Annotated in this window: 29 protein-coding genes and 1 tRNA gene; 17 read left to right on the top strand and 13 right to left on the bottom strand. The window is 64.2% G+C overall.

The genetic code is table 11. The features are described 5' to 3' along the window. Positions 1 to 40: 40 nt before the first annotated feature. Positions 41 to 700: a phosphoribosylanthranilate isomerase gene (locus AB6802_RS03540; RefSeq protein ID WP_371008778.1), complete on the bottom strand. Its 660-nt coding sequence runs from the start codon at positions 698 to 700 to the stop codon at positions 41 to 43. 104 nt (positions 701 to 804) lie between these two features. Here AB6802_RS03540 and AB6802_RS03545 point away from each other — a divergent pair, with 104 nt between their 5' ends. After that, positions 805 to 1023, top strand: coding sequence for a hypothetical protein (locus tag AB6802_RS03545; protein WP_371008621.1), 219 nt, complete (start codon positions 805 to 807; stop codon positions 1021 to 1023). 30 nt (positions 1024 to 1053) lie between these two features. Here AB6802_RS03545 and AB6802_RS03550 read toward each other — a convergent pair whose 3' ends face one another. From AB6802_RS03550 to AB6802_RS03565, 4 genes are all read right to left on the bottom strand, one after another. Beyond that, a complete protein-coding gene (locus tag AB6802_RS03550) occupies positions 1054 to 1812 on the bottom strand; it encodes a M48 family metallopeptidase (protein ID WP_371008622.1) in 759 nt (252 codons plus the stop codon). Between the two features lie 120 nt (positions 1813 to 1932). Beyond that, positions 1933 to 2412 carry a DUF2852 domain-containing protein gene (locus AB6802_RS03555; RefSeq protein WP_371008623.1) on the bottom strand — a complete coding sequence of 160 codons (480 nt, stop codon included), beginning with the start codon at positions 2410 to 2412 and terminating at the stop codon, positions 1933 to 1935. 116 nt (positions 2413 to 2528) lie between these two features. Continuing rightward, complete coding sequence (locus AB6802_RS03560) at positions 2529 to 3671, bottom strand: benzoate/H(+) symporter BenE family transporter (RefSeq protein WP_371008624.1); 1143 nt, start codon at positions 3669 to 3671, stop codon at positions 2529 to 2531. A gap of 3 nt (positions 3672 to 3674) precedes the next feature. Next, positions 3675 to 4445 carry an alpha/beta hydrolase gene (locus tag AB6802_RS03565; protein WP_371008625.1) on the bottom strand — a complete coding sequence of 257 codons (771 nt, stop codon included), beginning with the start codon at positions 4443 to 4445 and terminating at the stop codon, positions 3675 to 3677. 214 nt (positions 4446 to 4659) lie between these two features. On the opposite strand from AB6802_RS03565, the gene infC reads away from it, so the two are divergent. The 8 genes from infC to AB6802_RS03605 all read left to right on the top strand — a co-directional run bounded on the left by infC (position 4660) and on the right by AB6802_RS03605 (position 11533). Beyond that, positions 4660 to 5196: a translation initiation factor IF-3 gene (gene infC / locus AB6802_RS03570; RefSeq protein WP_371008779.1), complete on the top strand. Its 537-nt coding sequence runs from the start codon at positions 4660 to 4662 to the stop codon at positions 5194 to 5196. A gap of 187 nt (positions 5197 to 5383) precedes the next feature. After that, a complete protein-coding gene (locus AB6802_RS03575) occupies positions 5384 to 6031 on the top strand; it encodes an isoprenylcysteine carboxylmethyltransferase family protein (RefSeq protein WP_371008626.1) in 648 nt (215 codons plus the stop codon). A 183-nt stretch (positions 6032 to 6214) separates the two neighbouring features. Beyond that, positions 6215 to 6418, top strand: a complete 204-nt coding sequence (gene rpmI / locus AB6802_RS03580; protein ID WP_006201248.1) for a 50S ribosomal protein L35 — start codon at positions 6215 to 6217, stop codon at positions 6416 to 6418. 38 nt (positions 6419 to 6456) lie between these two features. Next, a complete protein-coding gene (rplT, locus tag AB6802_RS03585; RefSeq protein WP_371008627.1) occupies positions 6457 to 6858 on the top strand; it encodes a 50S ribosomal protein L20 in 402 nt (133 codons plus the stop codon). A gap of 92 nt (positions 6859 to 6950) precedes the next feature. Then, the gene (gene pheS, locus AB6802_RS03590) at positions 6951 to 8036 is read left to right on the top strand and encodes a phenylalanine--tRNA ligase subunit alpha (protein WP_371008628.1); all 1086 of its coding nucleotides are present in this window, start codon (positions 6951 to 6953) and stop codon (positions 8034 to 8036) included. Further along, the gene (locus AB6802_RS03595; RefSeq protein WP_371008629.1) at positions 8033 to 8482 is read left to right on the top strand and encodes a GFA family protein; all 450 of its coding nucleotides are present in this window, start codon (positions 8033 to 8035) and stop codon (positions 8480 to 8482) included. Before pheS ends, AB6802_RS03595 begins: the two co-directional genes overlap by 4 nt. Beyond that, positions 8482 to 10890, top strand: coding sequence for a phenylalanine--tRNA ligase subunit beta (gene pheT / locus AB6802_RS03600; RefSeq protein WP_371008630.1), 2409 nt, complete (start codon positions 8482 to 8484; stop codon positions 10888 to 10890). Before AB6802_RS03595 ends, pheT begins: the two co-directional genes overlap by 1 nt. Positions 10891 to 10930: 40 nt before the next feature. Continuing rightward, on the top strand, positions 10931 to 11533 hold the full coding sequence (locus AB6802_RS03605; protein ID WP_371008631.1) for a nucleotidyltransferase family protein: 603 nt from the start codon (positions 10931 to 10933) through the stop codon (positions 11531 to 11533). A 228-nt stretch (positions 11534 to 11761) separates the two neighbouring features. On the opposite strand, the gene AB6802_RS03610 is transcribed toward AB6802_RS03605, so the two are convergent. Beyond that, a complete protein-coding gene (locus AB6802_RS03610; protein ID WP_371008632.1) occupies positions 11762 to 12757 on the bottom strand; it encodes an aldo/keto reductase in 996 nt (331 codons plus the stop codon). Positions 12758 to 12853: 96 nt separating this feature from the next. Here AB6802_RS03610 and AB6802_RS03615 point away from each other — a divergent pair, with 96 nt between their 5' ends. The 4 genes from AB6802_RS03615 to AB6802_RS03630 all read left to right on the top strand — a co-directional run bounded on the left by AB6802_RS03615 (position 12854) and on the right by AB6802_RS03630 (position 17721). Further along, on the top strand, positions 12854 to 13744 hold the full coding sequence (locus tag AB6802_RS03615; RefSeq protein WP_371008633.1) for a LysR family transcriptional regulator: 891 nt from the start codon (positions 12854 to 12856) through the stop codon (positions 13742 to 13744). Positions 13745 to 13959: 215 nt separating this feature from the next. Then, positions 13960 to 14946: a Gfo/Idh/MocA family protein gene (locus AB6802_RS03620; RefSeq protein ID WP_371008634.1), complete on the top strand. Its 987-nt coding sequence runs from the start codon at positions 13960 to 13962 to the stop codon at positions 14944 to 14946. Positions 14947 to 14986: 40 nt separating this feature from the next. After that, complete coding sequence (locus tag AB6802_RS03625; RefSeq protein WP_371008635.1) at positions 14987 to 16645, top strand: FAD-binding dehydrogenase; 1659 nt, start codon at positions 14987 to 14989, stop codon at positions 16643 to 16645. A 101-nt stretch (positions 16646 to 16746) separates the two neighbouring features. After that, a complete protein-coding gene (locus tag AB6802_RS03630; RefSeq protein ID WP_371008636.1) occupies positions 16747 to 17721 on the top strand; it encodes a ketopantoate reductase family protein in 975 nt (324 codons plus the stop codon). A 67-nt stretch (positions 17722 to 17788) separates the two neighbouring features. Here the strand turns inward: AB6802_RS03630 and AB6802_RS03635 are convergent, their stop codons facing one another. Next, positions 17789 to 18154, bottom strand: coding sequence for a VOC family protein (locus tag AB6802_RS03635; RefSeq protein WP_371008637.1), 366 nt, complete (start codon positions 18152 to 18154; stop codon positions 17789 to 17791). 142 nt (positions 18155 to 18296) lie between these two features. On the opposite strand from AB6802_RS03635, the gene AB6802_RS03640 reads away from it, so the two are divergent. Together AB6802_RS03640 and AB6802_RS03645 are read left to right on the top strand one after the other, a co-directional pair. Continuing rightward, the gene (locus AB6802_RS03640) at positions 18297 to 18617 is read left to right on the top strand and encodes a hypothetical protein (RefSeq protein WP_371008638.1); all 321 of its coding nucleotides are present in this window, start codon (positions 18297 to 18299) and stop codon (positions 18615 to 18617) included. A gap of 50 nt (positions 18618 to 18667) precedes the next feature. Further along, positions 18668 to 19552, top strand: coding sequence for a sigma-70 family RNA polymerase sigma factor (locus AB6802_RS03645; protein ID WP_371008639.1), 885 nt, complete (start codon positions 18668 to 18670; stop codon positions 19550 to 19552). Positions 19553 to 19720: 168 nt separating this feature from the next. Here the strand turns inward: AB6802_RS03645 and AB6802_RS03650 are convergent, their stop codons facing one another. From AB6802_RS03650 to AB6802_RS03675, 6 genes are all read right to left on the bottom strand, one after another. Then, entirely contained in the window at positions 19721 to 20617 is an 897-nt protein-coding gene (locus AB6802_RS03650) for a hypothetical protein (protein ID WP_371008640.1), read from the bottom strand. 10 nt (positions 20618 to 20627) lie between these two features. Next, the gene (locus AB6802_RS03655) at positions 20628 to 21611 is read right to left on the bottom strand and encodes a band 7 protein (RefSeq protein WP_371008641.1); all 984 of its coding nucleotides are present in this window, start codon (positions 21609 to 21611) and stop codon (positions 20628 to 20630) included. 13 nt (positions 21612 to 21624) lie between these two features. Then, entirely contained in the window at positions 21625 to 22356 is a 732-nt protein-coding gene (locus AB6802_RS03660; RefSeq protein WP_371008642.1) for an NUDIX domain-containing protein, read from the bottom strand. Positions 22357 to 22482: 126 nt separating this feature from the next. After that, the gene (locus AB6802_RS03665) at positions 22483 to 23013 is read right to left on the bottom strand and encodes a dihydrofolate reductase family protein (RefSeq protein WP_371008643.1); all 531 of its coding nucleotides are present in this window, start codon (positions 23011 to 23013) and stop codon (positions 22483 to 22485) included. A 175-nt stretch (positions 23014 to 23188) separates the two neighbouring features. Then, positions 23189 to 23265, bottom strand: a tRNA-Arg gene (locus AB6802_RS03670). A gap of 148 nt (positions 23266 to 23413) precedes the next feature. Continuing rightward, positions 23414 to 24907: an ATP-binding protein gene (locus AB6802_RS03675; protein WP_371008644.1), complete on the bottom strand. Its 1494-nt coding sequence runs from the start codon at positions 24905 to 24907 to the stop codon at positions 23414 to 23416. 254 nt (positions 24908 to 25161) lie between these two features. Between AB6802_RS03675 and rpmH the strand changes: the two genes are divergently transcribed. Next, a complete protein-coding gene (gene rpmH, locus AB6802_RS03680) occupies positions 25162 to 25296 on the top strand; it encodes a 50S ribosomal protein L34 (RefSeq protein ID WP_008833937.1) in 135 nt (44 codons plus the stop codon). 16 nt (positions 25297 to 25312) lie between these two features. Continuing rightward, a complete protein-coding gene (gene rnpA / locus AB6802_RS03685) occupies positions 25313 to 25666 on the top strand; it encodes a ribonuclease P protein component (protein WP_371008645.1) in 354 nt (117 codons plus the stop codon). Positions 25667 to 25670 lie beyond the last annotated feature (4 nt).

The following is a 25670-nucleotide window of genomic DNA, read 5'->3' on the forward strand; positions in this document are numbered from 1 at the left end:
ATTCCACTTTTCCGGGACATGCTCTGGTTCGAAAAACTGTTCAGGCGGCGCGATCGTCGCGCGCGGCCCTGACGGCCCGGAAAAACTGCTCGATCAGCGCCGGATCCTTGACGCCCGGAGCGCTTTCCACGCCGGACGAAACGTCTATCCCGGGCGGGTTGGCCAATCTCAGGGCATCGCCGATATTGGCGGCGTTGAGCCCTCCGGAAAGCATGTAATCGACGCCGACGTCAAGGCCGGCAAGGATGCGCCAGTCGAAGGCGACGCCATTGCCGCCCGGCAGTTGCGATCCCTTCGGCGGCTTGGCGTCGAACATGAACCGATCGGCGATACCGACGAAAGGCTTCATCCGATCGAGATCGGCGGCCTCGCTGACGGAGAATACCTTCATCACCGGCAGGCCATGGCGAGCCTTGAGTTCCGCCACCCGCTCCGGCGTTTCGGAACCATGCAGTTGCAACATATCCGGCTGCATCCTGGCGACGATCTCATCCAGGAAGGCATCGTCGGCATCGACGGTGACGGCAACCGCCATGGCCTTGCCGCGCGCCATTTCGCGCAGGCGGCCGGCCTCGGCCGGCTCGACATAACGCGGACTCCGGGCAAAGAAGATAAAGCCGACATGGCTGGCGCCGCCGGCAAGGGCGGCAGCCATCGCGGCGTCGGTCTTCAATCCGCAGATCTTGATGTCGAGCGTCATGCGGCGGGATTGGCACGAAATGGCAAAAGAGTCGAGGAAAAGCATGCTGTTGCCAAGGGCATCGGAAGCGCTAGGTTCCTAACGTAGCATGGCGGGAGACAAGCATGGCCGACCAGACCGTCACCGAACTGAAGCAGAAGATCGCGCAGGCGCGCGAGGTGATCGCGCATCTGATGGACAAGGCCGCGTTCAACGGCGCCGAGGCGCACCGGGCGCTGGACTATTTCGGCAGCGATGCATTCGACCGGAATTTCCTGCCGTGGCCACACCGCGGCGATGAGGGCCTGCGGCCGGATGAGTTGAATGCGGCGAATGACGATTAGGTGGTCGCCAAACACCCAACCTTAGCATCCCTACTCGAACACGATCGCCTGCAACGCGCCGCCATTGCGCTTCAGCCAGTCCTTGCAGCGGTCGGTGTCCGGGCACAGCTTCTCGCACAGCTTCCAGAATTTCGGGCCGTGGTTCATCTCTTTCAGATGCGCCACCTCATGCGCCACCAGGTAGTTTATCACCGGCTGCGGCGCCATCATGATGCGCCAGGAGAAGGAGAGGTTGCCCTCCGAGGTGCATGAGCCCCAGCGACTGGAGGTGTCCTTGAAGCGTATCGCCTTGGCGCGCTTGCCGACCGCTTCGGTGTGCTTGACCACCAGCTTCTCGATTTCCTTCTTTGCCTCGCGCTTGAGGTAATCGGCGATGCGGCGCGGCAGATGGATCCGATCGCCATGCACGATCAGCAGCGGGCCGCGCTCGTCGCGCGACACGGTGACCGTGCCGCGCTTTGCCGGCTCATGAACGATGCGGTGCGGCACGCCGCGGATCGGGATTTTAATGCCCGGGCGCGCCTGTGGCCTTGTCGGCACCTTGGCCAGGCGCTGCTCCAGCCAGTCCTGATGGCGGTCGAGGAATTTCTCCACCTCGCCGCGACGCAGGCCCGGCGGCACGGTGATGCGCAGGCCCTGGCCGCCGGAATCGATGCGCAACGTCAGCCGTCTCGCCCTGGCGCTCTCGACGATCTTGAGCGGCAGCGTGCGGCCGGCGACGCAATGCTCGCGCTCGACGACGGGCGTGGGCTTTGGCTTGGTCAGGTTGCGAAAGAAGCCGAGAGTCATGGCTGGACGATACGCGATTCGAGAGAAACGACCAGTGGAGGGGACGCAGAAAGAGAACAAAAAAGAAACGGCGCCGCTCACGCGACGCCGTTGTATCATCCTGAGACCTGTCGCAAGATCTCAGTCGTCGAGCAGGTTCGAGCCCTTGCCGCGCTTCGGGGTCGCCGGCTTGGACGACTCCGTGGTCGTCGGGGCCGTCGACTTATGGCGGTTCGCCATGAAGCGGTCGAACTCGTCCTGGTCCTTGGCACGGCGCAGTTCGCGAGCGTAATCGTCGAACTCGGTCAGCATCTCGTCCAGCTTGCGGCGTTCCTCGGCCAGGCGCTCGAGTTCCTTCTCGCGCCAGTCGTCGAAGGCGACGTTGCCGGTGCGGGCCGACCCGTGGCCCCAGCGGGCCGCCTTGTCGGAGCCGCGGCGGCAGCCGGCGAAGATGCCGTCGGTGGCGCGATTGACGTCACGCTTGAAGCCGTCGAGCCGGTCGCCCCAGATGATGTAGGCGAGCATGGCGAAGCCGAGCGGCCAGAACACCATGAAGCCGATGACCATCAGCGCGATGGTGGCCGGCGTCCAGGCCGGACGGATCAATGCACTTGTGTTCATTTTCTCCCAGTCCTTCCGTTGGAGACAGCCAAAGCGGCTGCGTGGAATCGAAATGGGAAGAGGAAATCGGCGATTCAAGCCAAATCCGGCCAAAACCGGCGAAGCACCTGAAATGATTATCGCTTTTTGAGCCTGTCGAGGAAAAGCACGGCCATGCCGGCGACCAGGCCCCAGAAAGCCGCGCCGACGCCGAACAGCGTGAGGCCGGAAGCCGTGACGGCGAAGGTGACAGTGGCTGGCATGCGCTCGCCCTCATCCCTGAGCGCAATGGCAAGCGCATTGGCCAAAGACGCCGTCAGTGCCAGCCCGGCGACCAGCGCAATCAGGCTCTGCGGCAGGACGGCGAAGATCGCCACCAGCGAAGCGCCGAAGATGGCGAAGACCAGGTAGGCCAGGGCATAGAACGGACCCGTCTTCCAGCGCTCGGCGGGATCGGGATGCACGTCGGGGCCGGTGCAGATCGCCGCCGAGATCGCCGCCAGATTGGTGGTCCCGGCGCCGAACGGCGCCGACAGCAGCGAAAACAGGCCGGTGACGCCGATCAGCGGTCCAGGTTCCGGATCGTAGCCAGCCGCGCGCAGCACGGCGAGGCCCGAGAGGTTCTGCGAAGCCATGGTGACGAGGTAGAGCGGGACCGCCAGGCCGATGACGGCCGAGACGGTGAATTGCGGCACAATCAGCGTCAGCGTCGAGAGTTCCGGCGCCGGCAGGCTGCCGACACGGCCGGTGAGGAAAGCGGCGAGGCCGCCTCCGACCAGGACCGCCAGCACCGACAGCGACGGATTAACCAGGCGGATGATGAAAAAGGCCGCGATCAGCGGCAGGATGAGCCAGGGATCGGCTGGAACGGTTTTGACCGCATTGATGGCGAAGGTGACGACGATGCCGGCCAGCATGCCGGAGGCGACGGAGGCCGGTATCCGCGCCATCAGCCTGGTCAACGGCTTGAACAGGCCAGTGGCGACCAAAAGGATGCCGGTGACGATGAAGGCGCCGACGGCTTCAGGCATCGTGAAGCCGCTGGAGGCAGCAACCAGCGCCAGGCCAGGCGTCGACCAGGCGGTGATAACCGGCATTTTCGTGCGCCAGGACAGCCACAGGCATTCGATCGCCATCGCCAGGCAGATTGCCGTCACGCCGCTTGCGGTCTCGATCTGCGTCGCGCCGACCGCCTTGGCGGCGGCAATGACAATGGCAAGCGTGCTGCCGAAACCGACGATGGCCGCGACGAAGGCGGATATCGGAATGGAAACGCGCATTGGTCAGGCGACCCGGCTGATCATGTCGCCGACCGCGCGCTTGAGCATGTCGAGATCCTCGGGACGCGACAGGCGATGATCGCCATCGGGGATCAGCGACAGCGTGACGTCGTCGGCCGGCAGCAGCGCGGCGAGCTTCAGCGCGTGGCCGGACGGCACGTCCGGATCGGCGAGACCTTGCAGGATATGCACCGGGCAATGGGTGTCGATCGGCCCGGTCATCACCCGGTTGACCCGGCCGTCCTCGATCAACGCGCGGGTGTAGATATAGGGCTGGTCGGAATAGTCGGACGGCTCGCCGAAGAAGCCCTTTTCCTGCAGATCGTGGCGTTGCGCGTCGGTCAGGGCCGGTTCGATCAACTCGACGGTGAAATCCGGCGCTGGCGCCAGCAGGACCAGGCCGGCAACGCGATCGTCGCCGGCCTTGCGCAATTCCTGCACCATGCGCAGGGCAATCCAGGCGCCCATCGAGGAGCCGACCAGGATCTGCTTGCCCTTGGAAAAACGCCGAAAGACGGCCAGGCTTTGCGCCAGCCATGCCGAAATGGTGCCGTCGGCGAAGTCGCCGCCCGACTCGCCATGGCCCGAATAGTCGTGGCGCAGATAGGCGCGGCCTTCACCGTCGGCCCAGACGGCAAGCGTCTCGGCTTTCGTGCCCAGCATGTCGGACTTGTAGCCGCCCAGCCAGACCACGCCGGGCGCCGCGCCCGGCGTCTGCCTGACGGCGATGCTCGATCCGTCCACATCGATGAAAACCGGGGCGCTGGCGGCCATGACCTTTTCCTTTTCCACCGGTCTTTTGGCACAGGCCGTGGTTCAACGAAAAGTGCTCGCGGCGTTTCTTTGCTTGGCACAAGTAAGAGCAAGCGGACAGGTGATTTTCCGCAAAGCCTATGCTATTGACTCACGCCCCGCGCTCACCACATAGGCGCGTCCAGCGATTTGAATTTACTGAACCCTGAACGAAACGGCCGAGGAGACCACGACCATTCGCAGACCTTTTAAAGCAGCGGCGCCCACCAAAGACGGCCCGCGCTCCAACCGAGACATCCGGGTTCCCCGGGTCCAGCTCATCGACGCCGAAGGCCAGAACCGCGGCGATGTTTCCATCAACGACGCACTGCTGCTGGCCGAAGAGGCCGGGCTCGATCTTGTCGAGATATCGCCCAATGCGGTGCCGCCGGTCGTCAAGATCCTCGATCTCGGCAAGCTGAAATACGCCAACCAGAAGAAGGCGGCCGAAGCGCGCAAGAACCAGAAGGTCATCGAGATCAAGGAGATCAAGATGCGCCCGAACATCGACGACCACGACTACGAAACCAAGATGAAGGCCGTGCGGCGCTTCTTCGAGGAAGGCGACAAGGTCAAGCTGACGCTGCGCTTCCGTGGCCGCGAGATGGCGCATATGGAGCTCGGCATGCAGCTTCTGAACAAAGTGCGCGAGGAAACGACGACGATCGCCAAGGTCGAGGCCGAGCCCAAGCTCGAAGGCCGCCAGATGATGATGGTGCTGGCACCGCGCTGAGGCGCGGCCGCCAACGCGTCGCGTCTATCACGGTTTCGAGAGCTGCCGGCCCCTATTGCATTTGCTCTAAAATCCGCCCGAATTGCCGGGCACGGCGTCCCGACGATCGGCGGGGCGCCTGCTTTAAATCCGATCGCCGACGATCGGGCTTCCCGATCGCGAGCAAAACGCCACGATCGGATTGGACATGGTCGATGAAGTAAAGGCCCCACCCGCCAACCCGCTGAAAGGGCTGGGCGGCTACCAGCATATGCGCCGGATCGTGCTCGCGGTGCTGGTCGTGGTGCTGTTTTGCGCGCTGCTGTTCGGCCAGTCGACTTTTCCGCCCGACACGCCGGTGCATGAATCGATCGAGATGTTCGGCGTGCTGTTGATCTTCCTCGGCATTATCGGGCGGCTTTGGTCGACGCTTTATATCGGCGGCCGAAAATCCTCCGAAGTGGTCACCGGGGGGCCTTATTCGATCACCCGCAACCCGCTTTATCTGTTCTCCACCGTGGCCGCCGCCGGCGTCGGCGCGCAGATCGGCTCGTTCAGCGGCATCATCCTGTTCACCGTGCTTTGCGCCGGCGCCTTCCACATCGTCATCCTGCGCGAGGAGAAATACCTCAAGGAAGTGCTGGGCGCCCCTTACGCGGCTTATCTGGCCAAGGTGCCGCGCTTCTTCCCCAAGCTCTCGCTCTACGAGGAAGGCGATACCGGCAGTTTCAAGCCGCGCCTTTTGCTCACCACGCTGCTCGATGGGCTGGTGTTCCTGGTGGCGCTGCCGGCCTTCGAACTGATCGACGGCGCGCAGCTGACCGGCATGTTGCCGGTGTGGTTCACGCTACCCTGACAGAGGACATAGCGCCGCACGGCTTGAGGTGTTGCGCGCGCGCCTTGTTTGATCTATAGGACCGCGTTCCAAGAAAACCGCCCGGCAGGGCATGCCGTGGCGGTTTCATTTGCTTTTCGGGCTTTGGTCAGCCCGAAGCGAGAAAAGAAGCGCGATTGTGCGCCACCAATACGGAGTAGCAAAATGCCCAAGATGAAGACCAAATCGGCCGCCAAGAAGCGGTTCAAGATCACAGGTACGGGTAAAGTTCTGTCGGCTGCGGCCGGCAAGCGTCACGGCATGATCAAGCGTTCCAACAAGTTCATTCGAAATGCCCGCGGCACGATGGTTCTGGCTGAACCGGATGGCAAGAAGGTCATCAAGAATTTTCTGCCGAACGGCCTCTGAGCATTCGGTCCGGAACAGCGTTTTAAGGAGATCATGACATGGCACGCGTAAAAAGAGGCGTCACCTCGCACGCCAAGCACAAGAAGGTCCTGAAAGCCGCCAAGGGCTTCTACGGCCGTCGCAAGAACACCATCCGCATCGCCAAGCAGGCGGTGGAAAAGTCGCTGCAGTACGCCTATCGCGACCGCAAGAACCGCAAGCGCTCGTTCCGCGCGCTGTGGATCCAGCGCATCAACGCGGCGACTCACGAGCACGGCCTGACCTATGGCCGCTTCATCGACGGTCTCAACAAGGCCGGCATCGAGATCGATCGCAAGATCCTGTCCGACATGGCCATCCACGAGCCGCAGGCTTTCGCCGCCCTGGTCACCAGGGCCAAGGTCGCGCTCGAATATTTGAAGAACACCACGCCGAATGCTTTTGAGAGCGCTGTCGCCTAAGCCAGCGCTTCCCAAGCTATTCAATATCTGATTTGGGGAACCCGCGCTGGCACGGCTGGCGCGGGTTTTTCTTATGCCCAACGGTCCGAAACATGAGTGACATGGAAACTCTCGAAAACTCCCTGATGGCCGACATAGCTTCGGCAGGCGACGAGGCATCGATCGAAGCGGTGCGCATTGCGGCCTTCGGCAAGAAAGGCACCGTGTCCGAGATGCTGAAGACACTGGGCGCGATGACCGCCGAGGAACGCCAGATCAAGGGCCCGGCGATCAACGGCCTGAAGAACCGGGTTACTGAAGCGCTCACCGCGCGCAAAGCGGAACTGAAGGACGTGGCGATCGCGGCGCGGCTTGCGGCCGAAAAGGTCGACGTCACGTTGCCGGTGCGCCAGTCGCCGGCCGAGCGTGGCCGCATCCATCCGATCAGCCAGGTGATCGACGAGATCGCGGCGATCTTCGGCGATCTCGGCTTCGCCATCGCCGAAGGTCCGGATATCGAGACCGATTATTACAACTTCACGGCCCTGAATTTCCCCGAGGGACATCCGGCGCGCGAGATGCACGACACCTTCTTCTTCCAGCCGGACGAAAAGGGCGAGCGCAAGCTTTTGCGCACGCACACCTCGCCCGTGCAGATCCGCACCATGGAGAAACAGAAGCCGCCGATCCGCATCGTCATCCCCGGCAAGACGTACCGGCAGGATTCGGATGCCACGCACTCGCCGATGTTCCATCAGGTCGAGGGCCTGGTGATCGACAAGTCGGCCAATGTCGCCAACATGAAGTGGGTGCTGGAGGAGTTCTGCAAGGCCTTCTTCGAGGTGCCGCAGGTCAAGATGCGCTTCCGGCCGTCCTACTTCCCGTTCACGGAGCCGAGCCTCGAGGTCGACATCCAGTGCGACCGCTCGCGTCCGGGCGAAGTGCGCTTCGGCGAAGGCTCCGACTGGATGGAGATCCTCGGCTGCGGCATGGTGCATCCCAATGTGCTGCGCGCCGGCGGGCTCGATCCCGACGAATATCAGGGCTTTGCCTGGGGCATGGGCATCGACCGCATCGCCATGCTGAAATACGGCATGCCGGACCTGCGCGCCTTCTTCGACGCGGATGTGCGCTGGCTGTCGCATTACGGCTTCCGCCCGCTCGACCTGCCGACGCTGTTCGGAGGCCTGTCGGCATGACGGCGCCACACACCGGCGGCTGCCGTTGCGGTGCCGTGCGGTTCGAAGCCTCGGCCGAGCCGCACCACATCAGCTATTGCCATTGCGGCGATTGCCGGCGGGCCAGCGGCGCGCCGGTGTCGGCCTTTGTCGGCTTTCTGACCGAGCAGGTGGCTTTCACCGGCAAGGCGCTGAAGATGTACGAGAACGGGCCGGTGACGCGCTCGTTCTGCGGCATTTGCGGTTCGCCGATCGCCTATGTCGACGAGCGGCTTGAAGACCACATCTATTTCATGCTCGGCGCCATGGACATGCCGGCCTATTTCCGGCCGACCATGCATGCCTATGTGCGCGAGCAGCTGCCTTTCCTGCACATGCCCGACGACCTGCCGCGCCATTTGAAGACAAGCGTGCCCCGGCCCGATGCGCAAAGACCGGACGGGTACAGACAAAACGGAACAAAGTGATGAAGTTCACCCTCTCCTGGCTCAAGGACCATCTCGAGACCGACGCCTCGCTTGCCGAGATCGTCGAGCGGTTGACGGCGATCGGCCTCGAAGTCGAGCATGTCGACGACAAGGCCGGCCTGAAGCCGTTCGTCATCGCCAAGGTGCTGACCGCCGTGCAGCATCCCGACGCCGACCGGCTGCGGGTGCTGACCGTCGACACCGGCGACGGCAAGCCGCCGGTGCAGGTCGTGTGCGGCGCGCCTAACGCCCGCGCGGGCCTGATCGGCGCTTTCGCGGCGCCCGGCACTTATGTGCCGGGCATCGACGTGACGCTATCGGTCGGCAAGATCCGCGGCGTCGAAAGCCACGGCATGATGTGCTCGGAGCGCGAGCTGGAAATCTCCGACGAGCATAACGGCATCATCGATCTGCCCGAAGACGCGCCGGTCGGCACCAGCTTCGCGACCTACGCGCATCTCGACGACCCGGTCATCGAGATCAATCTGACCCCCAATCGCCCCGACGCCACCAGCATCTACGGCATTGCGCGCGATCTCGCGGCAAGCGGGCTCGGCCGGCTCACCGGCGGTGGGATCATGCCGCATGCCGGCAATGGCCTCTCCCCGGTCAAGGTCACGATCGAGGCGCCGGAACTCTGCCCCGGCTTCGCGCTGGCGCTGGTGAAGGGGGTCAAGAACGGCCCGTCGCCGAAATGGCTGCAGCAGCGGCTGATCGCCATCGGCTTGCGTCCGATCAGCGCGCTGGTCGACATCACCAACTACGTCACCTTCGACCGCGGCCGCCCGCTGCATGTGTTCGATGCCGGGAAGGTCGCCGGCAACCTCGTGGTACGCCGCGCCAGGGACGGCGAGAAGGTGCTGGCGCTGGACGGGCGCGAATACACGCTTACACCGGAGATGTGCGTGATCGCCGACGACAATGGCGTCGAGTCGATCGCCGGCATCATGGGCGGCGAGCATTCGGGATGCGACGAGAACACCACCGACGTGCTGATCGAATCCGCGCTCTGGGATCCGATCGCCACGGCCCGCACCGGCCGCGCGCTCGGCATTATCACCGATGCGCGCTACCGCTTCGAGCGCGGCGTCGACCCCGAATTCATGGTGCCGGGCGTCGAGCTCGCAACCAAGCTGGTGCTCGATTTCTGCGGCGGCACGCCGTCGGAGATCGAAGTCGCCGGCTATGCCGGGCACAAACCGAAGATCGTCTCCTTCCCGCTCTCGGAAGTGAAGCGGTTGACCGGCATCGAGGTGCCGAAGGCCGAAGCGCTCGACATCCTGACCCGGCTCGGCTTCGAGCCGCAGGGTTCGGGCGAGGTGGTCAAGGTCAAGGTGCCGTCCTGGCGGCCGGATGTCGACGGCAAGGCCGACCTTGTCGAAGAGGTGATGCGCATTCATGGCGTCGACAACATCGCGCCGCAGCCGCTGACCTCGCATGACGCGGTCAACGGCAAGATCCTGACCACGCTGCAGGTGCGCACCCGCACGACCAAGCGCGCGCTGGCCGTGCGCGGCATGATGGAGGCGGTCACCTGGTCGTTCATTCCGGCCAGGCACGCCGAGCTGTTCGGCGGCGGCCAGACCGCGCTGAAGCTCGCCAACCCGATCGCGGCCGACATGTCCGACATGCGGCCCTCGCTGCTGCCTGGCCTGATCAGTGCCGTCCAACGCAATGCCGACCGCGGCATCGGCGACGTGGCGCTGTTCGAGGTTTCGGGCACCTATGAGGGCGCCGCGCCCGAAGAGCAGCGGCGCGTTGCCGCCGGCGTGCGGCGCGGCACCGCCAAGCTCGACGGTTCGGGCCGCAGCTGGGCCGGCAATGCCGGTCCGGTCGGTGTGTTCGATGCCAAGGCCGACGCGATCGCAGCGCTCGAAGCCTGCGGCGCGCCGGTCGACCGGCTGCAGATCGAGCCCGGCGGCCCGGCCTGGTACCATCCCGGACGCTCCGGCACGATCAAGCTCGGGCCGAAGACCGTGCTCGGCACCTTTGGCGAGTTTCATCCGAGGACGCTGGAAGTGCTCGACGTCTCCGGTCCGCTGTGCGGCTTCGAGGTCTATGTCGACGCCGTGCCGGAGCCGAAGGCCAAGCCGACGCGAACCAAGCCAAGGCTTGACCTGTCGCCGCTCCAGGCGGTGAAGCGCGATTTTGCTTTCGTCGTCGACAAGTCGGTCGAGGCCGGCGCGCTGGTGCGCGCAGCCCTTGCCGCCGACAAGAAGCTGGTCACCGGCGTTTCGGTGTTCGACGTCTTCGAAGGCGCGTCGCTCGGCGAGGCCAAAAAGTCGATCGCCATCGAAGTGTCGATACAGCCGGTCGAAAAGACGCTGACCGACGAGGATTTCGAGGCGCTGGCAAAGCGCATCGTCGAGAACGTCAACAAGCAGACGGACGGCGTGCTGAGAACCTGAAGCATTGCAGAGTGACGGCGAATCGCCCTCCAAATGGGCGATGAGCCATCTCCGCTATTCCGGCCTTCCCTTCGACGATCAGCGCGCGGCGTTCCTGGCCATCGTCGCGGCCGACCCGCTGCTTGCTGAGACGTTGGCGCGGGTGCGGGAACTTGCGCTGCCGGACTGGCTGGTGGTTTCCGGCGCGCTCTACAACAGCGTCTGGAACCATCTGACCGGCAAGCCGCCGGGCTACGGCATCAAGGATGTCGACCTGTTCTATTTCGATGGCGCCGACCTTTCCTATGAGGCCGAGGACGCCGTCATTCGCCAGGCAGCGCAGCATTTCGAGGGGCTGGCGCTGCCGGTCGAGGTGCGCAACCAGGCGCGGGTGCATTTGTGGTATCCGGTGAAATTCGGGCAGGAATGCCCGCGCTACACAAGCTCAAGCCAATCCGTCAGCTATTTTGCCTCGAAGACCCATGCGGTTGGGGTTCGGTATGGCCGCGGCGGAGCGTTGGAGTTGGTGGCGCCGTTCGGGCTCGATGATCTTTTTTCGTTCCGCATCACGCCGAACCGGGTGCTGGACAACCAGCGGACGCATGAGACGAAGGGGAAGCGGGCGCGGGAGTACTGGCCGGAGATTGAGGTGGTGGCGTGGTAGAGGCATAGAGATAAGATAAGTAGGCGCGAGGCCCCCCTCTCTGTCCTGCCGGACATCTCCCCCTCAAGGGGGGAGATTGGCCGTCACCTCCGCTTTCGCCAACTACCAACGTTGAAAGAGGGGCGGGGCGCCAAAACTGCTGATCTCCCCCCTTGAGGGGGAGATGTCCGGCAGGACAGAGAGGGGGGCCTCGCGCCAGCGTCTCAAAGCGAGCGGATGCTGAAGCGTCTACCCATTCACAAGCGCCAGCAGTTCCTCCGTATAGCGTTTGCCGACAACCTTGTCCGGCGATAGCGCATCGCCGATCGCCGCTACTTCCGAAGCACTGAGCTCAATCCCAGCCGCCGCCGTGTTCTGCTCCAGGTGGCGTATCTTCCTCGCGCCGGGGATCGGCACGATGAAATCGCCCTGGTGCAGCACCCAGGCGAGCGCCAGTTGTGCAGACGTCACACCCTTTTGTGCGGCCATCTTTTCGAGCACCGCGATGACGGCGTTGTTGGCTGCCATCGCCTCGGCCTGGAAGCGCGGCAAGGTGCGGCGCCAGTCGTCGTCGCTCAAGGCTTCCGGCTTGGCGATGGTGCCGGTGAGCAGGCCGCGGCCGAGCGGGCTGTAAGGGACGAAGCCGATGCCGAGTTCGCGGCAGACATCGAATACCTCGTCTTCGGGGTCCCGGCTCCACAGCGAGTATTCGCTCTGCACGGCCGCGATCGGATGCACGGCATGGGCTCGACGCAGGGTCGCGCCGCTGACTTCCGACAGGCCCAAAGCCCGCACCTTGCCCTCGCGCACCAGTTCGGCCATGGCGCCAACCGTGTCCTCGATCGGCACGTTCGGATCGACGCGGTGCTGGTAGTAAAGATCGATCACGTCAGTGTTCAACCGCTTCAGCGAGGCTTCCGCCACCGCCTTGACGTGTTCCGGGCGGCTGTCGACGCCGACCATGCGGTCGGTGCCAGAACCTTGCTCGGAAATCTTGAAGCCGAATTTGGTGGCGATCGTCACCTTGTCGCGCAGCGGCTTCAGCGCCTTGCCGAGCAGAATCTCGTTCTCATAGGGCCCATAGACCTCGGCCGTGTCGAAAAACGTCACGCCGATCTCGACGGCGCGGCGCAGCGTGGCAATCGCTTCGGCTTCCGGCTGGCCGCCATAGCCGAAGCTCATGCCCATGCAGCCGAGGCCGACGGGGAAGACCTCGAGTTCGGTACCGAGTTTGCGGGTTTTCATGGTGCGTCTCCTTGTTGCGATGGACATGAGATAGCGCCTTGCCATGCGTTCGATAATCATGTTTCTTTTGCACGGCTTGTTCTCTGAAATAGATCAATGAACCGAACGAACCTTTCCCAGTTGGCCGTGCTCGCCACGGTCGCCCAATGTGCCAGCTTCCGGGGTGCGGCGCGCGAATTGGGCATCGCGCCCTCGGCGGTGAGCCATGCTGTGTCGAGCCTCGAAGCGCGGCTCGGTGTGCGGCTTCTCGCTCGCAGCACGCGCAGCGTCGCCCCGACCGAGGAAGGCGCGCAGCTGCTGGAGCGCCTGCGTCCGGCGCTTTCCGAAATCGACCTCGCGCTGGAGACAGCGGTCGAGGCGCGCGACCGGCCGGCCGGCAATCTCAGGCTCAGTGTGCCGCGCACCGCCGCGCACCTGGTGCTGACGCCGCGCCTCGGCGCGTTTGCCGCGGCCTTCCCCGAGATCGTTCTGGAGATCGTCATCGAGGATCGCTTCACCGACGTGGTCGAAGGCGGCTTCGATGCCGGCGTACGGCTCGGCGAGAGCCTGCAGCGCGACATGATCGCAGTGCGCATCGGGCCCGACATCCGCGGCGCGGTGGTCGGCGCGCCGTCCTATTTCGAGGCGATGCCGAGACCGCGCCATCCACGCGAGCTTGCCGATCACAGCTGCATCCGCTTCCGTTTTTCCAGCGGCATTCTCTACCGTTGGGAGTTCGAGAAAGATGGCGAGGAGATCGAGATCGCCGTCGAAGGGCCGCTGATCCTCGACGAGGACCATCTGATCGCCCAGGCAGCGGTCGACGGCGCCGGGCTCGCCTTTGTCTTCGAGGATTATGTGCGCGCGCCGCTCACCGACGGCCGGCTGATCCGCGTGCTGGAAGACTGGTGCCCGCCCTTCGACGGTTTCTTCGTCTATTATCCCAGCCGCCGCCAGATGCGGCCGGCGCTCAGGGCGTTCGTGGATTTCTTTAGGGTAACAGGGTAGCGCGCGGTAGAACCATCGCCTTAGCGTTGCCCGCAACTTGCAGCCATTGGCGCTGCCCCTCATCTGCGGAGAGCACCGCAAAGGCTACCTCGGAAGAACGAGGATTCAGCTTCGTCTCCCCACTGCGTGGGCCGGGAACTGGCGTCAGTCACCAATTGGCTTTTCCATCGATTTCGGGCAAACCTCGTCGCCTGTAATCGATAGGGAGAAGCGTGATGTTCCGATGGGGTGTTTTGTCGACGGCCAAGATCGGCCGCGAGCAGCTTTTGCCCGCGATCGTGGAGTCGGAAAACGGCGTGCTTTCGGCGATCGCCAGCCGCGATCTGTCGAAGGCCAAGGCGCTGGGCGAGCGTTTCGGCGCCCGCCATGCCTTCGGCTCCTATGAAGAGCTGCTCGCCTCCAAGGATGTCGACGGCGTCTACATCCCGCTGCCGACCTCGCAGCATATCGAGTGGACGGCAAAAGCGATCGAGGCGGGAAAGCACGTGCTGGTCGAGAAGCCGCTGGCGCTCGACGCCAAGGACATCCCGCCTCTGATCAAGCTGCGCGACGAAAAGAAGGTGCTGGTCTGCGAGGCGTTCATGGTCGTCTACCATCCGCAATGGATCAAGGTGCGCGATCTCATCGCCAGCGGCGCCATCGGCCGGTTGCGTCATGTCCAAGGCGCGTTTTCCTATTACAATGTCGACCCCAAGAACATGCGCAACCAGCTCGATCTCGGCGGCGGCGCATTGCCCGATATCGGCGTCTATCCGACGGTGTCGACGCGGTTCTCGACCGGCAAGGAGCCGTTGCGCGTGCAGGCCACAATCGAGCGCGACAAAACTTTCGGCACCGACATCTATTCCTCGATCCGCGCCGATTTCGGCGACTTCGAATTGTCGTTCTATCTGTCGACGCAGATGGCGGCGCGCCAGGTGATGGTATTCCACGGGGAGAAGGGTTTCATCGAGGTCTTAGGCCCGTTCAATGCCGGGCTCTACGAGCACCACCGCATCGAACTGCACAACCAGAGCCACACCGAGGCGCAAGTGTTCCGCTTCCCCGGCACGCAGCAATACCGGCTCGAATGCGAGACTTTCGTGCGCGCGGCACTTGGCGGCAAGGACCGCGTTTTCACACTGGAAGAATCGGTGCTGAACCAGAAGGTCATCGACGCCATCTTCCGCGCCGGCGACAAAGAGGGCTGGGAGAATGTCTGAGCTTTTGCATTAAAATAGCCGGCTAATCCTGGGAGGAACCATGGCTGACGACGCGGACGTGATCATTGTCGGCGCCGGCCTTGCCGGGCTGGTCGCAGCCGTCGAACTGACTGACGCCGGCAAGAAGATCATCATCGTCGACCAGGAGCCGGAGCAATCGCTGGGCGGCCAGGCCTTCTGGTCGTTCGGCGGCATCTTCCTGGTCGATTCGCCGGAGCAGCGACGCATGCGCATCCGCGATTCGCATGAGCTGGCGCTGGCGGACTGGATGGGCACCGCCGCCTTCGACCGTCCGGAGGATTTCTGGCCACGCAAATGGGCTGAGGCCTATGTCGGCTTCGCCGCCGGCGAGAAACGCTCCTGGCTGCTGGAGCGCGGCATGAAGTTCTTTCCCGTTGTCGGCTGGGCCGAACGCGGCGGCGGCAATGCCGTCGGCCACGGCAATTCGGTGCCGCGTTTTCATATTACCTGGGGCACCGGCCCCGGCGTGCTCGAACCCTTCGTCCTGCGGGTGCGTGAAGCGCAGAAGCGCGGGCTCATCCAGTTCAAGTTCCGCCACCGGGTCAACGAGATCATCCGGACCGGCAATACCGTCACCGGCGTACGCGGAGATGTGCTCGAGGCGAGCAGCGTCGAGCGCGGCCGCAAGAGTTCACGCGGCGTGGCCGGCGATTTCGAGCTCCACGCGCAGGCCGTCATCGTCGCGTCCGGCGGCATCGGCGCCAATCACGAGCTGGTCCGCAGGAACTGGCCCGAGCGGCTGGGGACTGCCCCCAGGCGGATGATCACCGGCGTGCCGGACCATGTCGACGGGCGCATGCTGGGGATCACCGAGGCTGCCGGCGGTTCGATCATCAACCGCGACCGCATGTGGCACTATGTCGAGGGCATCAAGAACTGGGCGCCGATCTGGACCGATCACGCGATCCGCATCCTGCCCGGGCCGTCCTCGATCTGGCTCGACGCGCGCGGCAAGCGGTTGCCGGTGCCGCTTTATCCGGGTTTCGACACGCTGGGCACGCTCAGCCACATCATGCATACCGGCTTCGACTATTCCTGGTTCATCCTGACCAGGAAAATCATCCAGAAGGAGTTCGCACTGTCGGGCTCCGAGCAGAATCCGGACCTGACGAACAAGAGCTGGCGCCAGGTGCTCGGCCGCGCAACGAGCGGCATTCCAGGGCCGGTGAAAGCCTTCATGGAAAAGGGCGAGGATTTCATCGTCGAGGCTGACCTTTCGAAGCTCGTCGCGCGCATGAACGCGCTGGCCGGCGGCGAGCCGCTGCTGGAGGTGGCGCAGGTCGAGCGCGAGATCCGCGCCCGCGACATGCAGCTCGACAACCCGTTCTCGAAAGACATGCAGATCACCGCGTTGCGCGGCGCCCGCGCCTATCTCGGCGACAGGCTGATCCGCACGGCAAAGCCGCACAAGATGCTCGACCCGGCAAACGGCCCGCTGATCGCGGTGCGGCTCAACATCCTGACCCGCAAGACGCTGGGCGGCCTGCAGACCGATCTCGACAGCCGCGTGCTCGACACCGCCGGGCAGCCGGTGCCGGGACTCTATGCGGTGGGCGAGGTGGCCGGCTTCGGCGGCGGCGGCGTGCATGGCTATGCGGCGCTGGAAGGCACGTTCCTCGGCGGCTGCATTTTTTCCGGCAGGAGCGCCGGACGAGCAGCGGCGGCCACGATTGCGTGAATGGAGAACTTGGGTGATCGCCGGCTCGGCGACAAGGCTGTAGGCTTTTTCGGTCAATTGTTGTCCACCGAAGTCCCAACTCCAATCACGACGGGAATAGCATGCGGATCATCGTCTATGGCATCGGCGCGGTCGGCGGCGCCATCGCGGCGCAGCTGAGTTTTGCCGGATACGAGGTCGCAGGCATTGCCCGCGGCCGGCAGCTCGACGCCATTCGTACTGCGGGGCTGACGCTTTCCACCCCGCAAGATACAAGAACCGCGCGCTTTCCCGTCCATGCCGATCCGGCCGAGATTTCGTTCAAGCCGGACGATGTCGTCTTCCTGACGATGAAGACCCCCGATACGCTGGGCGCGCTGCAACGGCTCAACGCCGCCGGCGTGGCGGGACAGCCAGTGTTCTGCTTCCAGAACGGCGTTGCCAACGAGGCGTTCGCCTTGCGTTTCTTCGCCAATGTCTACGGCGCGACCGTCATGCTGCCAGCCGATTACGACACGCCGGGTCAAGTCGCGGCGTATTTCGCGCCCAAGATCGGCGCCTTCGACATCGGCCGCTATCCTTCCGGAATCGACGACACGGTCGAGAAACTCGCCGGGGTTCTCAGCGCATCCGGCTTCATCGTCGACCCCAGGGACAATGTGATGAGCAGCAAGTATCGCAAGCTGCTGGCCAACCTGCGCAACATCATCGACGCGGCTCTTGGGGAAATCCGGCTTCAGCAGAAATGGTATGCCAAGGCGCGCACTGAGGCCGAGGCGGTGCTGACCGGCGCAGGGATCGGCTGGGACAAGACCGACGCGATGGCGCGCGAAGAACTGACCATCAGCGCCGTCCCGGGCCGCGCTCGGGTCGGCTCCTCGACGCTGCAGAGCATCGTGCGGGGAACCGGCTCCCTCGAAACGGACTTCCTCAATGGCGAGATCGTCCTTCTCGGGCGGCTGCATGGCATGGCGACGCCCGTCAACTCCGCCTTGTGCAGGCTCTCCGTCGAACTGGCGAGTGGCCGGATGCAACCGCAAACGGCAGGCGACGAGACGATCGTTTCCCTGATCGACGCGATGAGCGCGGCGCGCTGATCAAATAAGGAGAGGGGCTTTGTACTCGATCCTGCCAGGCAGCCGATGCCAGGCTCTATGCCTGTCGCTACCGGTTGGCCAGCACCATCCGGTTGCCTTCGCTGTCGCGGAATTCAGCGATGGTGCGCCCGGGCTCCCAGGGTGCTTCCTGCGGCCCGGTGACGATCTCGACGCCCCGCGCCTTCAGCGCGGAGACTGTGGCCTCGACATCGTCGTCGACCAGAACAAGCACCGGCTCCGCGCTCGGCGCATCGTCTGGCCGCCTGATGAAGTGCAAATTGGTGACCGCCAGAGGCAATGCCAGCTCGACCCAGCGCCAACCGCCGTCGCCCATCGGCTGGTCGGCAATCGCCTGGCATCCGAGCTTGTCGATGTAAAACGCCTTGGCGCGGTCCTGGTCGAACACCGGCAACTCGGCAAACTGGATATGCATGATGGCTCTCCTCATCACGGCCGCGGATACGGCCCTACGCCTGAAAGACGATCCGGCTCGGCGAAAAGATTCGCAGGCGGCCGAGAATCTTTTCGCCGAGCCAGAACGTCTTTCCTTCGCAGACTGATCGAAGGAGACGACGATGACCCACAATTTCATCCGTTACGGCGTGAAGGACATTGCAATCGCCGAGAACCGGACGCTGGTGGCGAAAGTGTTCGAGGCGCTCGATGAGACGAAGCCGCAATCCCTGCGCTATCTGGTGCTCGAACTGGACAATGGCGAGTTCATCCACCTTGTCGGTTTCGACAAGGACAGTTCGGCGCTGACCGGGCTCGAAGCTTTCAAGGCTTTTGGAGCCGATCATGCCGAGCGGCGCTCGACACCGCTTGCACGATCGCAGGCGAAGATTATCGGCGACTATCATATGCTGACCGACGGCGGCGAAATCCTGCCGGCTTGAGCGGCAAGGGCTTGCATGAAAGCCATGCCGGCGAAACGAGAACGGCAACGATGAGCACAACACATTTCGACCGCTCGGCGCTTGAAGCGATGCTCGTCGACCTGCGCCCCAAATTGCACCGTTATGCCGCCCGCATGGCCGGCTCCGCGATCGAGGGCGAGGACATCGTCCAGGAGGCTGTCGTGAAGGCGCTTGCCGCGCATGACGATGGCGCCCTGGTCGAGCGCCCCGAGCAGTGGCTTTATCGCATCGCGCACAATGCGGCGCAGGATCATCTGCGCCGCCGCCAGCGGGAACGTTCCCGAACGACCGAGGCCGACATGACGGCGATAGAGGATTTTTCCGCCAGCGCGGAAGCCAGGCTTGCGGCGGCTGCCAGCCTTCGCGCTTTCATGCAGCTGACGCTGGCGCAGCGCAGCGCCGTGATTTTGACCGACGTGCTTGGCCTCAGCCTCGCCGAAACCTGCGCGGTGACGGGCGCGACGCTGGCAGCCACCAAGGCGGCGCTGCATCGCGGCCGCGCCGAATTGAAGGTGCTGGCGGCAGCGCCCGATGACGTCGTCATGCCGAGGCTCGATCCGGAGGAAGAGCGCCGCCTGCGCCGCTATGTCGATCTCTTCAACGCGCGCGACTTCGACGCCGTCAGGGCGCTGATTGCCGAGGATGTCCAGCTCGAGGTCGTCAACCGCCTCCGGCTCGGCGGCAAGAAGCAGGCCTCGACCTATTTCGGCAATTATGACCGCGCCGGCGACTGGGCGTTGTCGCTCGGCTTCGTCGACGGCAGGCCGGCGATCCTGATCCGCAACCCGCAGGCGGAGAACGCGGTCCGTGGCTTCATGCTGATCGGCTGGCGGGGCGACGAGGTCGCGACCATCCGCGATTTCCGCTACGCGGCTTACTGCGTTGCCGACGCGGATATCCGCCCGATCGATTAGATGCCTATAACGGCGATCGATGCGCCCGGCGGGCGCGAGCTGGCAAGCTAGCGTGAGAAAATCGCCCTAGAGCATTTCACCGTTTCATGGAAACGGCGAAATTCTCTAACTATTTGTTTTGACGCAATTTCGGACGGAAAACCGCTTCACACTTTTCCTGAAATCGCTCTAACCGTCGACGACCAGGTGCAGCGCCCGTGAGGCCGGCGCCAGCCGGACCTGGCGACCCCAGTCGAACGCAATAAAATCCTGTTCGATGCCGTCGGCGAAGATGACGCCGCCCTCGTTCATGCGCGAGGTGATGAGCAATGGGCATTCGGTGATTTTTCCGGCTCGCAAACTGGTGGCGGTGGCGACGCTCGGGAACGGTTCGCGGACCCAAAAACCCACGGCATGCTCCTCGCGGCCGAGCGAGAGTTCCAGATGCGTCGCCTCCATGATCGAGCGTGCCCAGCCGGTCGAGCCGGTGCCGGAGGCGACGATGAGGCCGCTGGAGGAATGGTCTTCCGCCTTGCCTTCCGCCTCGATCCGGTAGCGGGCCGACTGGTGGCTGCGGTGGCCGACGAAGATCTCGTTCAGCGCCAGCAGCGTCTCGCCGGCTTCGAGCTCGGCCTGGACCATGGTCCGCGATTCCATCTGGACATCGCCGGCGGCGCTGGCGGCGAGCAGCCTGGCCAGCCGGCCGATGCCGACCCGCACCAAGACCCCGTCATAGAGGTCCGGCGCCGGATTGACGCCGAGCACCGGCTGGCCGTTCAGATATTTGGCGACATTGGCGACCAGCCCGTCCTGCCCGACGGCGACGACGACATCGTCGGGCGCGAACAGGAAGCGGTCGAGATCGGCGCGCGTTACCAGGGTCTGGCGCCAGTCGGCCGGCACCGAGCCACGGGCCGTGCCGAGCATGGCCTGGAAGCGGTCGTGCCTGGCCTCGACGTCTTCCAGCCGTTGGCCGCGCGTCTCGAGGAAGAAGCGCGCCTGACCGCGCGTGGCGTGATGCGCGATCAGAAGCTCGTAGTCGGTCTCGCGCGTCACGAAGACCGCGCGCGGACGGTTGGCTGCCATGTTCACCCCCTTAGCGGGCCTCGATCGTCGCCGGTCCCTTGCGGAACTCGCCGAGCACGGTCGCCAGCAGATCGGGCGTCACATTGAGATGCTCTATTTTGTCCAGCTTGCCGGCGAGCTGCTGGGCGGCAAGGCCGAGCAGGATCGCGGGCGGCAGGTCGCGGTAGATGGCGATGCGCTGGCGTTCCGCTTCCGCGTTGGCGCCTTCGACCGTGCGGATGCGCTCGGCCTCGGCGCCCGCCTCGATCTGCTGCGCCTCGGCCACGCCGGTTGCGCGGTTGCGGGCGTTCTCGGCTTCCTCGGCGATGAGCAGCTTCTCGCGCCGCGCCAGCTCGGTCTTGTTGGCGAGCTCGTTCTCGGCGATGGCGCGTTCCTTGTCGACGGCCAAAGCGCGGCGCTGGAAGGTCGCTTCATCGGCCTTCTGCTGCAGCGCCTCGAACGTCGGTGTCTGCAGCGCCCGCTCGAGCTCGCTGGTCGGCGCCAGGTTGGTGAGCCTGACCGCGACCGCGGCGACGCCGATTTCGATCAGCGCCGGATCGGCGGCGACCACCGCCTGCAGCCGCTCGCGCAACGGCGCCGGGCCGGCATCAAGCAGCGCCCGCACCGGCGCTTGGCCGAGATATTGCTGCACCACCTGGTTGGCGATGCCGGCGATGCGGGCCTGGATGCGCTCGATCGGCTCGCCGCGCAATTTGCCGCTGCGCAAGTCGATGCTGAAATCGACGCGCTCGGCCAGCCGCGCGGGATCGACGACGTGCCAGCCGATGGTGCCCTGCACGGCCACGGTCTGGAAATCCTGGCTGCGGCCCTTGACGAACAGCGTCATCTCGCGGTCGTCCATCGGCAATTCGGCGATGCTGGCGGTTTGAGGCACGAACCAGAAAACCAGGCCGCGGCCGCTCTGCCTGGCGCTGCCGTTGCGATAACGGATGACGTGGCTGCTAGCCTCGCTGCGAAGCTGGGCGAAGAAGCCGAAATTGCGGATGGTGGCCATGGTGGTCTCTCCCTCAATTGGTCACGGGTCGTTGAAAACGATAAAGCTCGGCCGGGCGATAGGCGGCGCCCGCTTCATGAGCGCCGGTTGCCGCCAGCCAGCCCTTGTCGAGCTGGCGCCGGCGAAAGGCCGGCTTGTTAAGTGGCGTGCCGAGGATCGCCTCGTGCACATCCTGCAGTTGGCGCAACGTGAAAAGCTCGGGCAGCAGCGCGAAGGCGACATCGGAATAGTCGAGCTTGCCGCGCAGCCTGAGCATCGCCGTCGCCAGGATGTCGGCATGGTCGAAGGCAAGGCTCAGCGTTTCGTTGTCCGGCGACAGCCCATTGACCGGACCGCCGGCCTCGCCGGCCCAAGGCACCTGGATCGCGGCCGGCAGCAGCGCCGGCATCGCGCTCAGCGCCGCCTCCAAGGCCTGCTCGCTGAGCAGCGCCAGATAGGCGACGCTGACGATGCGCATGCGCGGATCGCGGTCGACGGCTCCGAAAGTGTAGAGCTGTTCAAGATGCGCATGCGCCATGCCGGCCTTTTCGCGCAGCACGCGCGCGGCAGCATCGTCGAGGGATTCGTCGATGCCGACAAAGCCGCCGGGAAGCGCCCAGTGTCCGATATGCGGATACTCAGCGCGCCGGACGAGCAGCACTGTGGGCCGGCTTTCCCGCAAGCCCAGCAGCACGAGATCGACCGTGACCGACGGGCGCTGAAAGGCGCTGGGGTCATATTCCTTGAGGAAGTCGGTCTCGTTCATTGGTGTGCTCATATGTAATATTCATAATACATATAAGTGATTTGCATATATGTCAATACGCGGACATTTCGAAAGAGGCGCGGCCGCCTGAACGATATCCGATGAGGGCGCCAAGCGCGGCGCGAATTACGCTGGAACGTAGGTCAACCTGACCACGTCTTCGCCGATCCGATCGTTGGTGACGAGGCGCAGCGGCGGCCGGGGTCCGGCGAAATAGGGCTTGCCGTGACCGAGCACCACGGGGTGCAGGTAGATCCGATACTCATCGATCAAGCCAAGTACGGTGAGACTTCGCGCCAGGTCGGGGCCGGCTACTTCGATCTCGCCGCCGCGCTCAGCCTTCAGCTTGCGGATAGCGCCCTCAAGATCGTCCTCAACGAGCCGGGCATTGGGTCCGACAGTCTTCAACGATCGCGAGACGACCCATTTCGGCTGGTTCCGCCACGCCGTCGCGAAGGCTTGTCGCTCAGCATCCCATTCAGGATGATCGTCGTCCCAGTAGCGCATGATCTCATACATCCGGCGACCGTATAGGCTGCCCGCCTGCGCCTCGGCCTCCTCTATGAAATGGCGGAAGAGCGTGGGACTTGGCCCAAACGCCATGTGATCGACGTAGCCGTCCAGCGACTGGTTCATTCCGAAGACAAGCTTCGCCATGCCCATTCTTTCACATGATAGATTCGCGAATCTGATTGCACTATGCAATCGGTTTCAAGCTAGATCGGCTGATTTTGTTTCGCAATTGATTTTTGGATGGCGCGCTTCCCGTGGGCTCACGGACGAACGCGAATGGAAAGCAGGACGGCTTGCGATCCGAGGCATCTAGCGGAAATGGCGCGCCCGAAGAGATTCGAACTCCTGACCCCCAGATTCGTAGTCTGGTGCTCTATCCAGCTGAGCTACGGGCGCGCAACAGGCCGTGTTTGACACAAGCCCCGCGTTCCGATCCTGGCGACCGGCCGCGACGAGACGTGTTCCCTAACGACTGAATTTGGGAAATGCAAGCCGATCCGGCAAAAGTTTTGTCACCTGCGGATCAAGCCGGGTGAGATTCAGCTCAAGCCGGGCGGCGCAGGCCGTTGCGAGCCTGATCCAGCCGTACCGGCTGGTCGGGGATGGTGACGGCAAAGACGGTGCGGCCGCCGATCGATTCGACCAACTCCACCGTGCCGCCATGGGCGCGGATCAACTCGTGCGCGATCGCCAGGCCGAGACCGGTGCCGCCGCTGCGCGCCGAGCCGCGGAAGGCGGCGAACAGGTTTTCGCGCGCCTTGGGCGGCAGGCCGGGGCCGGTGTCGGTGACGGTGATGCGGCTGACGCTGCCCTGCCGCTCGGCGGCGACCGCCAGCCGGCGCACCAAAGCGCTCTCGGTGTCGGCCGCCATCGCCTGCACCGCGTTGCGGCACAAATTGGTGAGCACGCGAAAGAGATGATCGGAATCGGCATCGACCTCGAAGGCGAGCTCGACGGCGTTGATGAACTCGATGCCTTGCTCGATGTCGAGCAGGCCATGCACGTCGTCGACCAATTGGCGTAGTCTGAGCCGCCGGCGCGACGGCGCCGGCTCCTGGGTGCGGCCATAGTGAAGCACGCCTTCGGAATAGGAGACGGCCCGGTCGAGCGCGCGCAGCAGTTTTGGCGCGAAGGCCTGCACGGTCGGGTCCTTGACCAGGCGCAGGCGGTCCGAGATCAGCTGCGCGGAGGCAAGGATATTGCGCATGTCGTGATTGATCTTCGACACCGCGAGGCCAAGATCGGCAAGGTGCTTCTGCTCCGACAGCATCTTCTGCAGCCGACCTTGCATCTCCGCCAGCTCGCGCTCGGCGACACCGATCTCGTCGGCGCGTTCCGTCGGACAGATGATGCGGTTCGGGTCGTCCGGCGCCTCGGAGAAGGACAGGATCGAGCGCGTCATCGAGCGGATCGGGCCGATCATGATCAGGTCGATCGCCGCATAAACAAGCATGGCGGTGAACAGCGAGATCAAGAGCGAGACGAAGGCGACGTTGCGTGAATATCTGAGCATGGCGTCGCGCAGACGGTAGTCCGGCATGATCAGCTCGAACTCCTTGTCGCTGTCGCCGACCGGGCCGAAGACGCGCAGCATGCGCTTGCCGCCGAAGAACAAGGTGTCGAGCGCGCCGGTCATGCCGTTGACCAGCCCGACATTGGCGATGTCGATATGCTCGTCGACCTGCGGCGGCATATCCGAGACGACAAGCAGGCGCGAGACGCCGCCGTCGCGCACCGCGATCGCCTTGGCGCCGATCGCCATCAGCACATCGTTCTGGGCGGCATGCGACAGCGAATTGGGCTCGCCCTGCAAAAGCACGATCGAGACCGCGGCGGCGGTGCTCAGCCGCTCCTTCAGCCAGTTCACACGATAGCTGGCGATCCAGGGCAGGAAGATCAGGATTTCGGCGAGCAGAACGAAGACGATGGTGAGCAGCAGAAGCTTGGTCGAGAGCCCACGCGACAGCGGCACCCGGCGCGACGAATTCGCCGCCGCAGGCCTGGCCTTCTCATCGGTGGGCAGAGCTTCACTCGTCATGACGCGGTCTTCACGAAGCCTTGATCGGCCAAGATTATGCGATTTGCGGCTTTTTTGCCAATTTCATTGTCGGCACGTGAAAAAATGCCTCATGAACCGGCGGATTGACTTCCAAAAGCCTTCTTTCTATAAGCCCGCTCACGCTCGGGCCATTCGTCCCGGCGCGGTTTCGATCGCGCCTAAGCCGGCCCGGCAAAGCTCCTGTTACAGTGTGACAGAATCAAGAAGGGCCGCACCCCGCGGTATTAAAACAAATGAAGCGTACCTACCAACCGTCCAAACTCGTCCGCAAGCGCCGGCACGGTTTCCGTGCCCGCATGGCCACCAAGGGTGGTCGCGGCGTCGTCGCAGCTCGCCGCAACCGCGGCCGCAAGCGGCTCAGCGCCTGAACGGAAGACGAGATCGTTGCCCGCAACCGGCAAGCCAAAGGGACCAACTCCCGGGCGGCTTCTGAAACGCGCGGAATTCCTGGCTGTGCGCGGCGGTGAAAAACGCCGCGGACGGCTTTTTCTCGTTGAGGTTCTCGATCGTGGCGACGACCTTGCGCCACGCGTCGGCTATACTGTTACCAAGAAGGTCGGCAACGCCGTGGTGCGCAATCGCGTCAGGCGGCGGCTCCGCGAAGCGGTGCGCGTCCATGCCGCCGATGACATGGCGCCCGGAAATGACTATGTCATCGTCGGGCGCGAAGACGTGCTTGCCACTCCGTTTGGCCAATTGAAGGCCGAGCTTTCCCGCCGATTGCGCGGAACACGATAGGCCA

Source organism: Mesorhizobium sp. RCC_202 (genome assembly GCF_041355295.1).
In the GTDB taxonomy this organism is placed as follows: domain Bacteria; phylum Pseudomonadota; class Alphaproteobacteria; order Rhizobiales; family Rhizobiaceae; genus Mesorhizobium.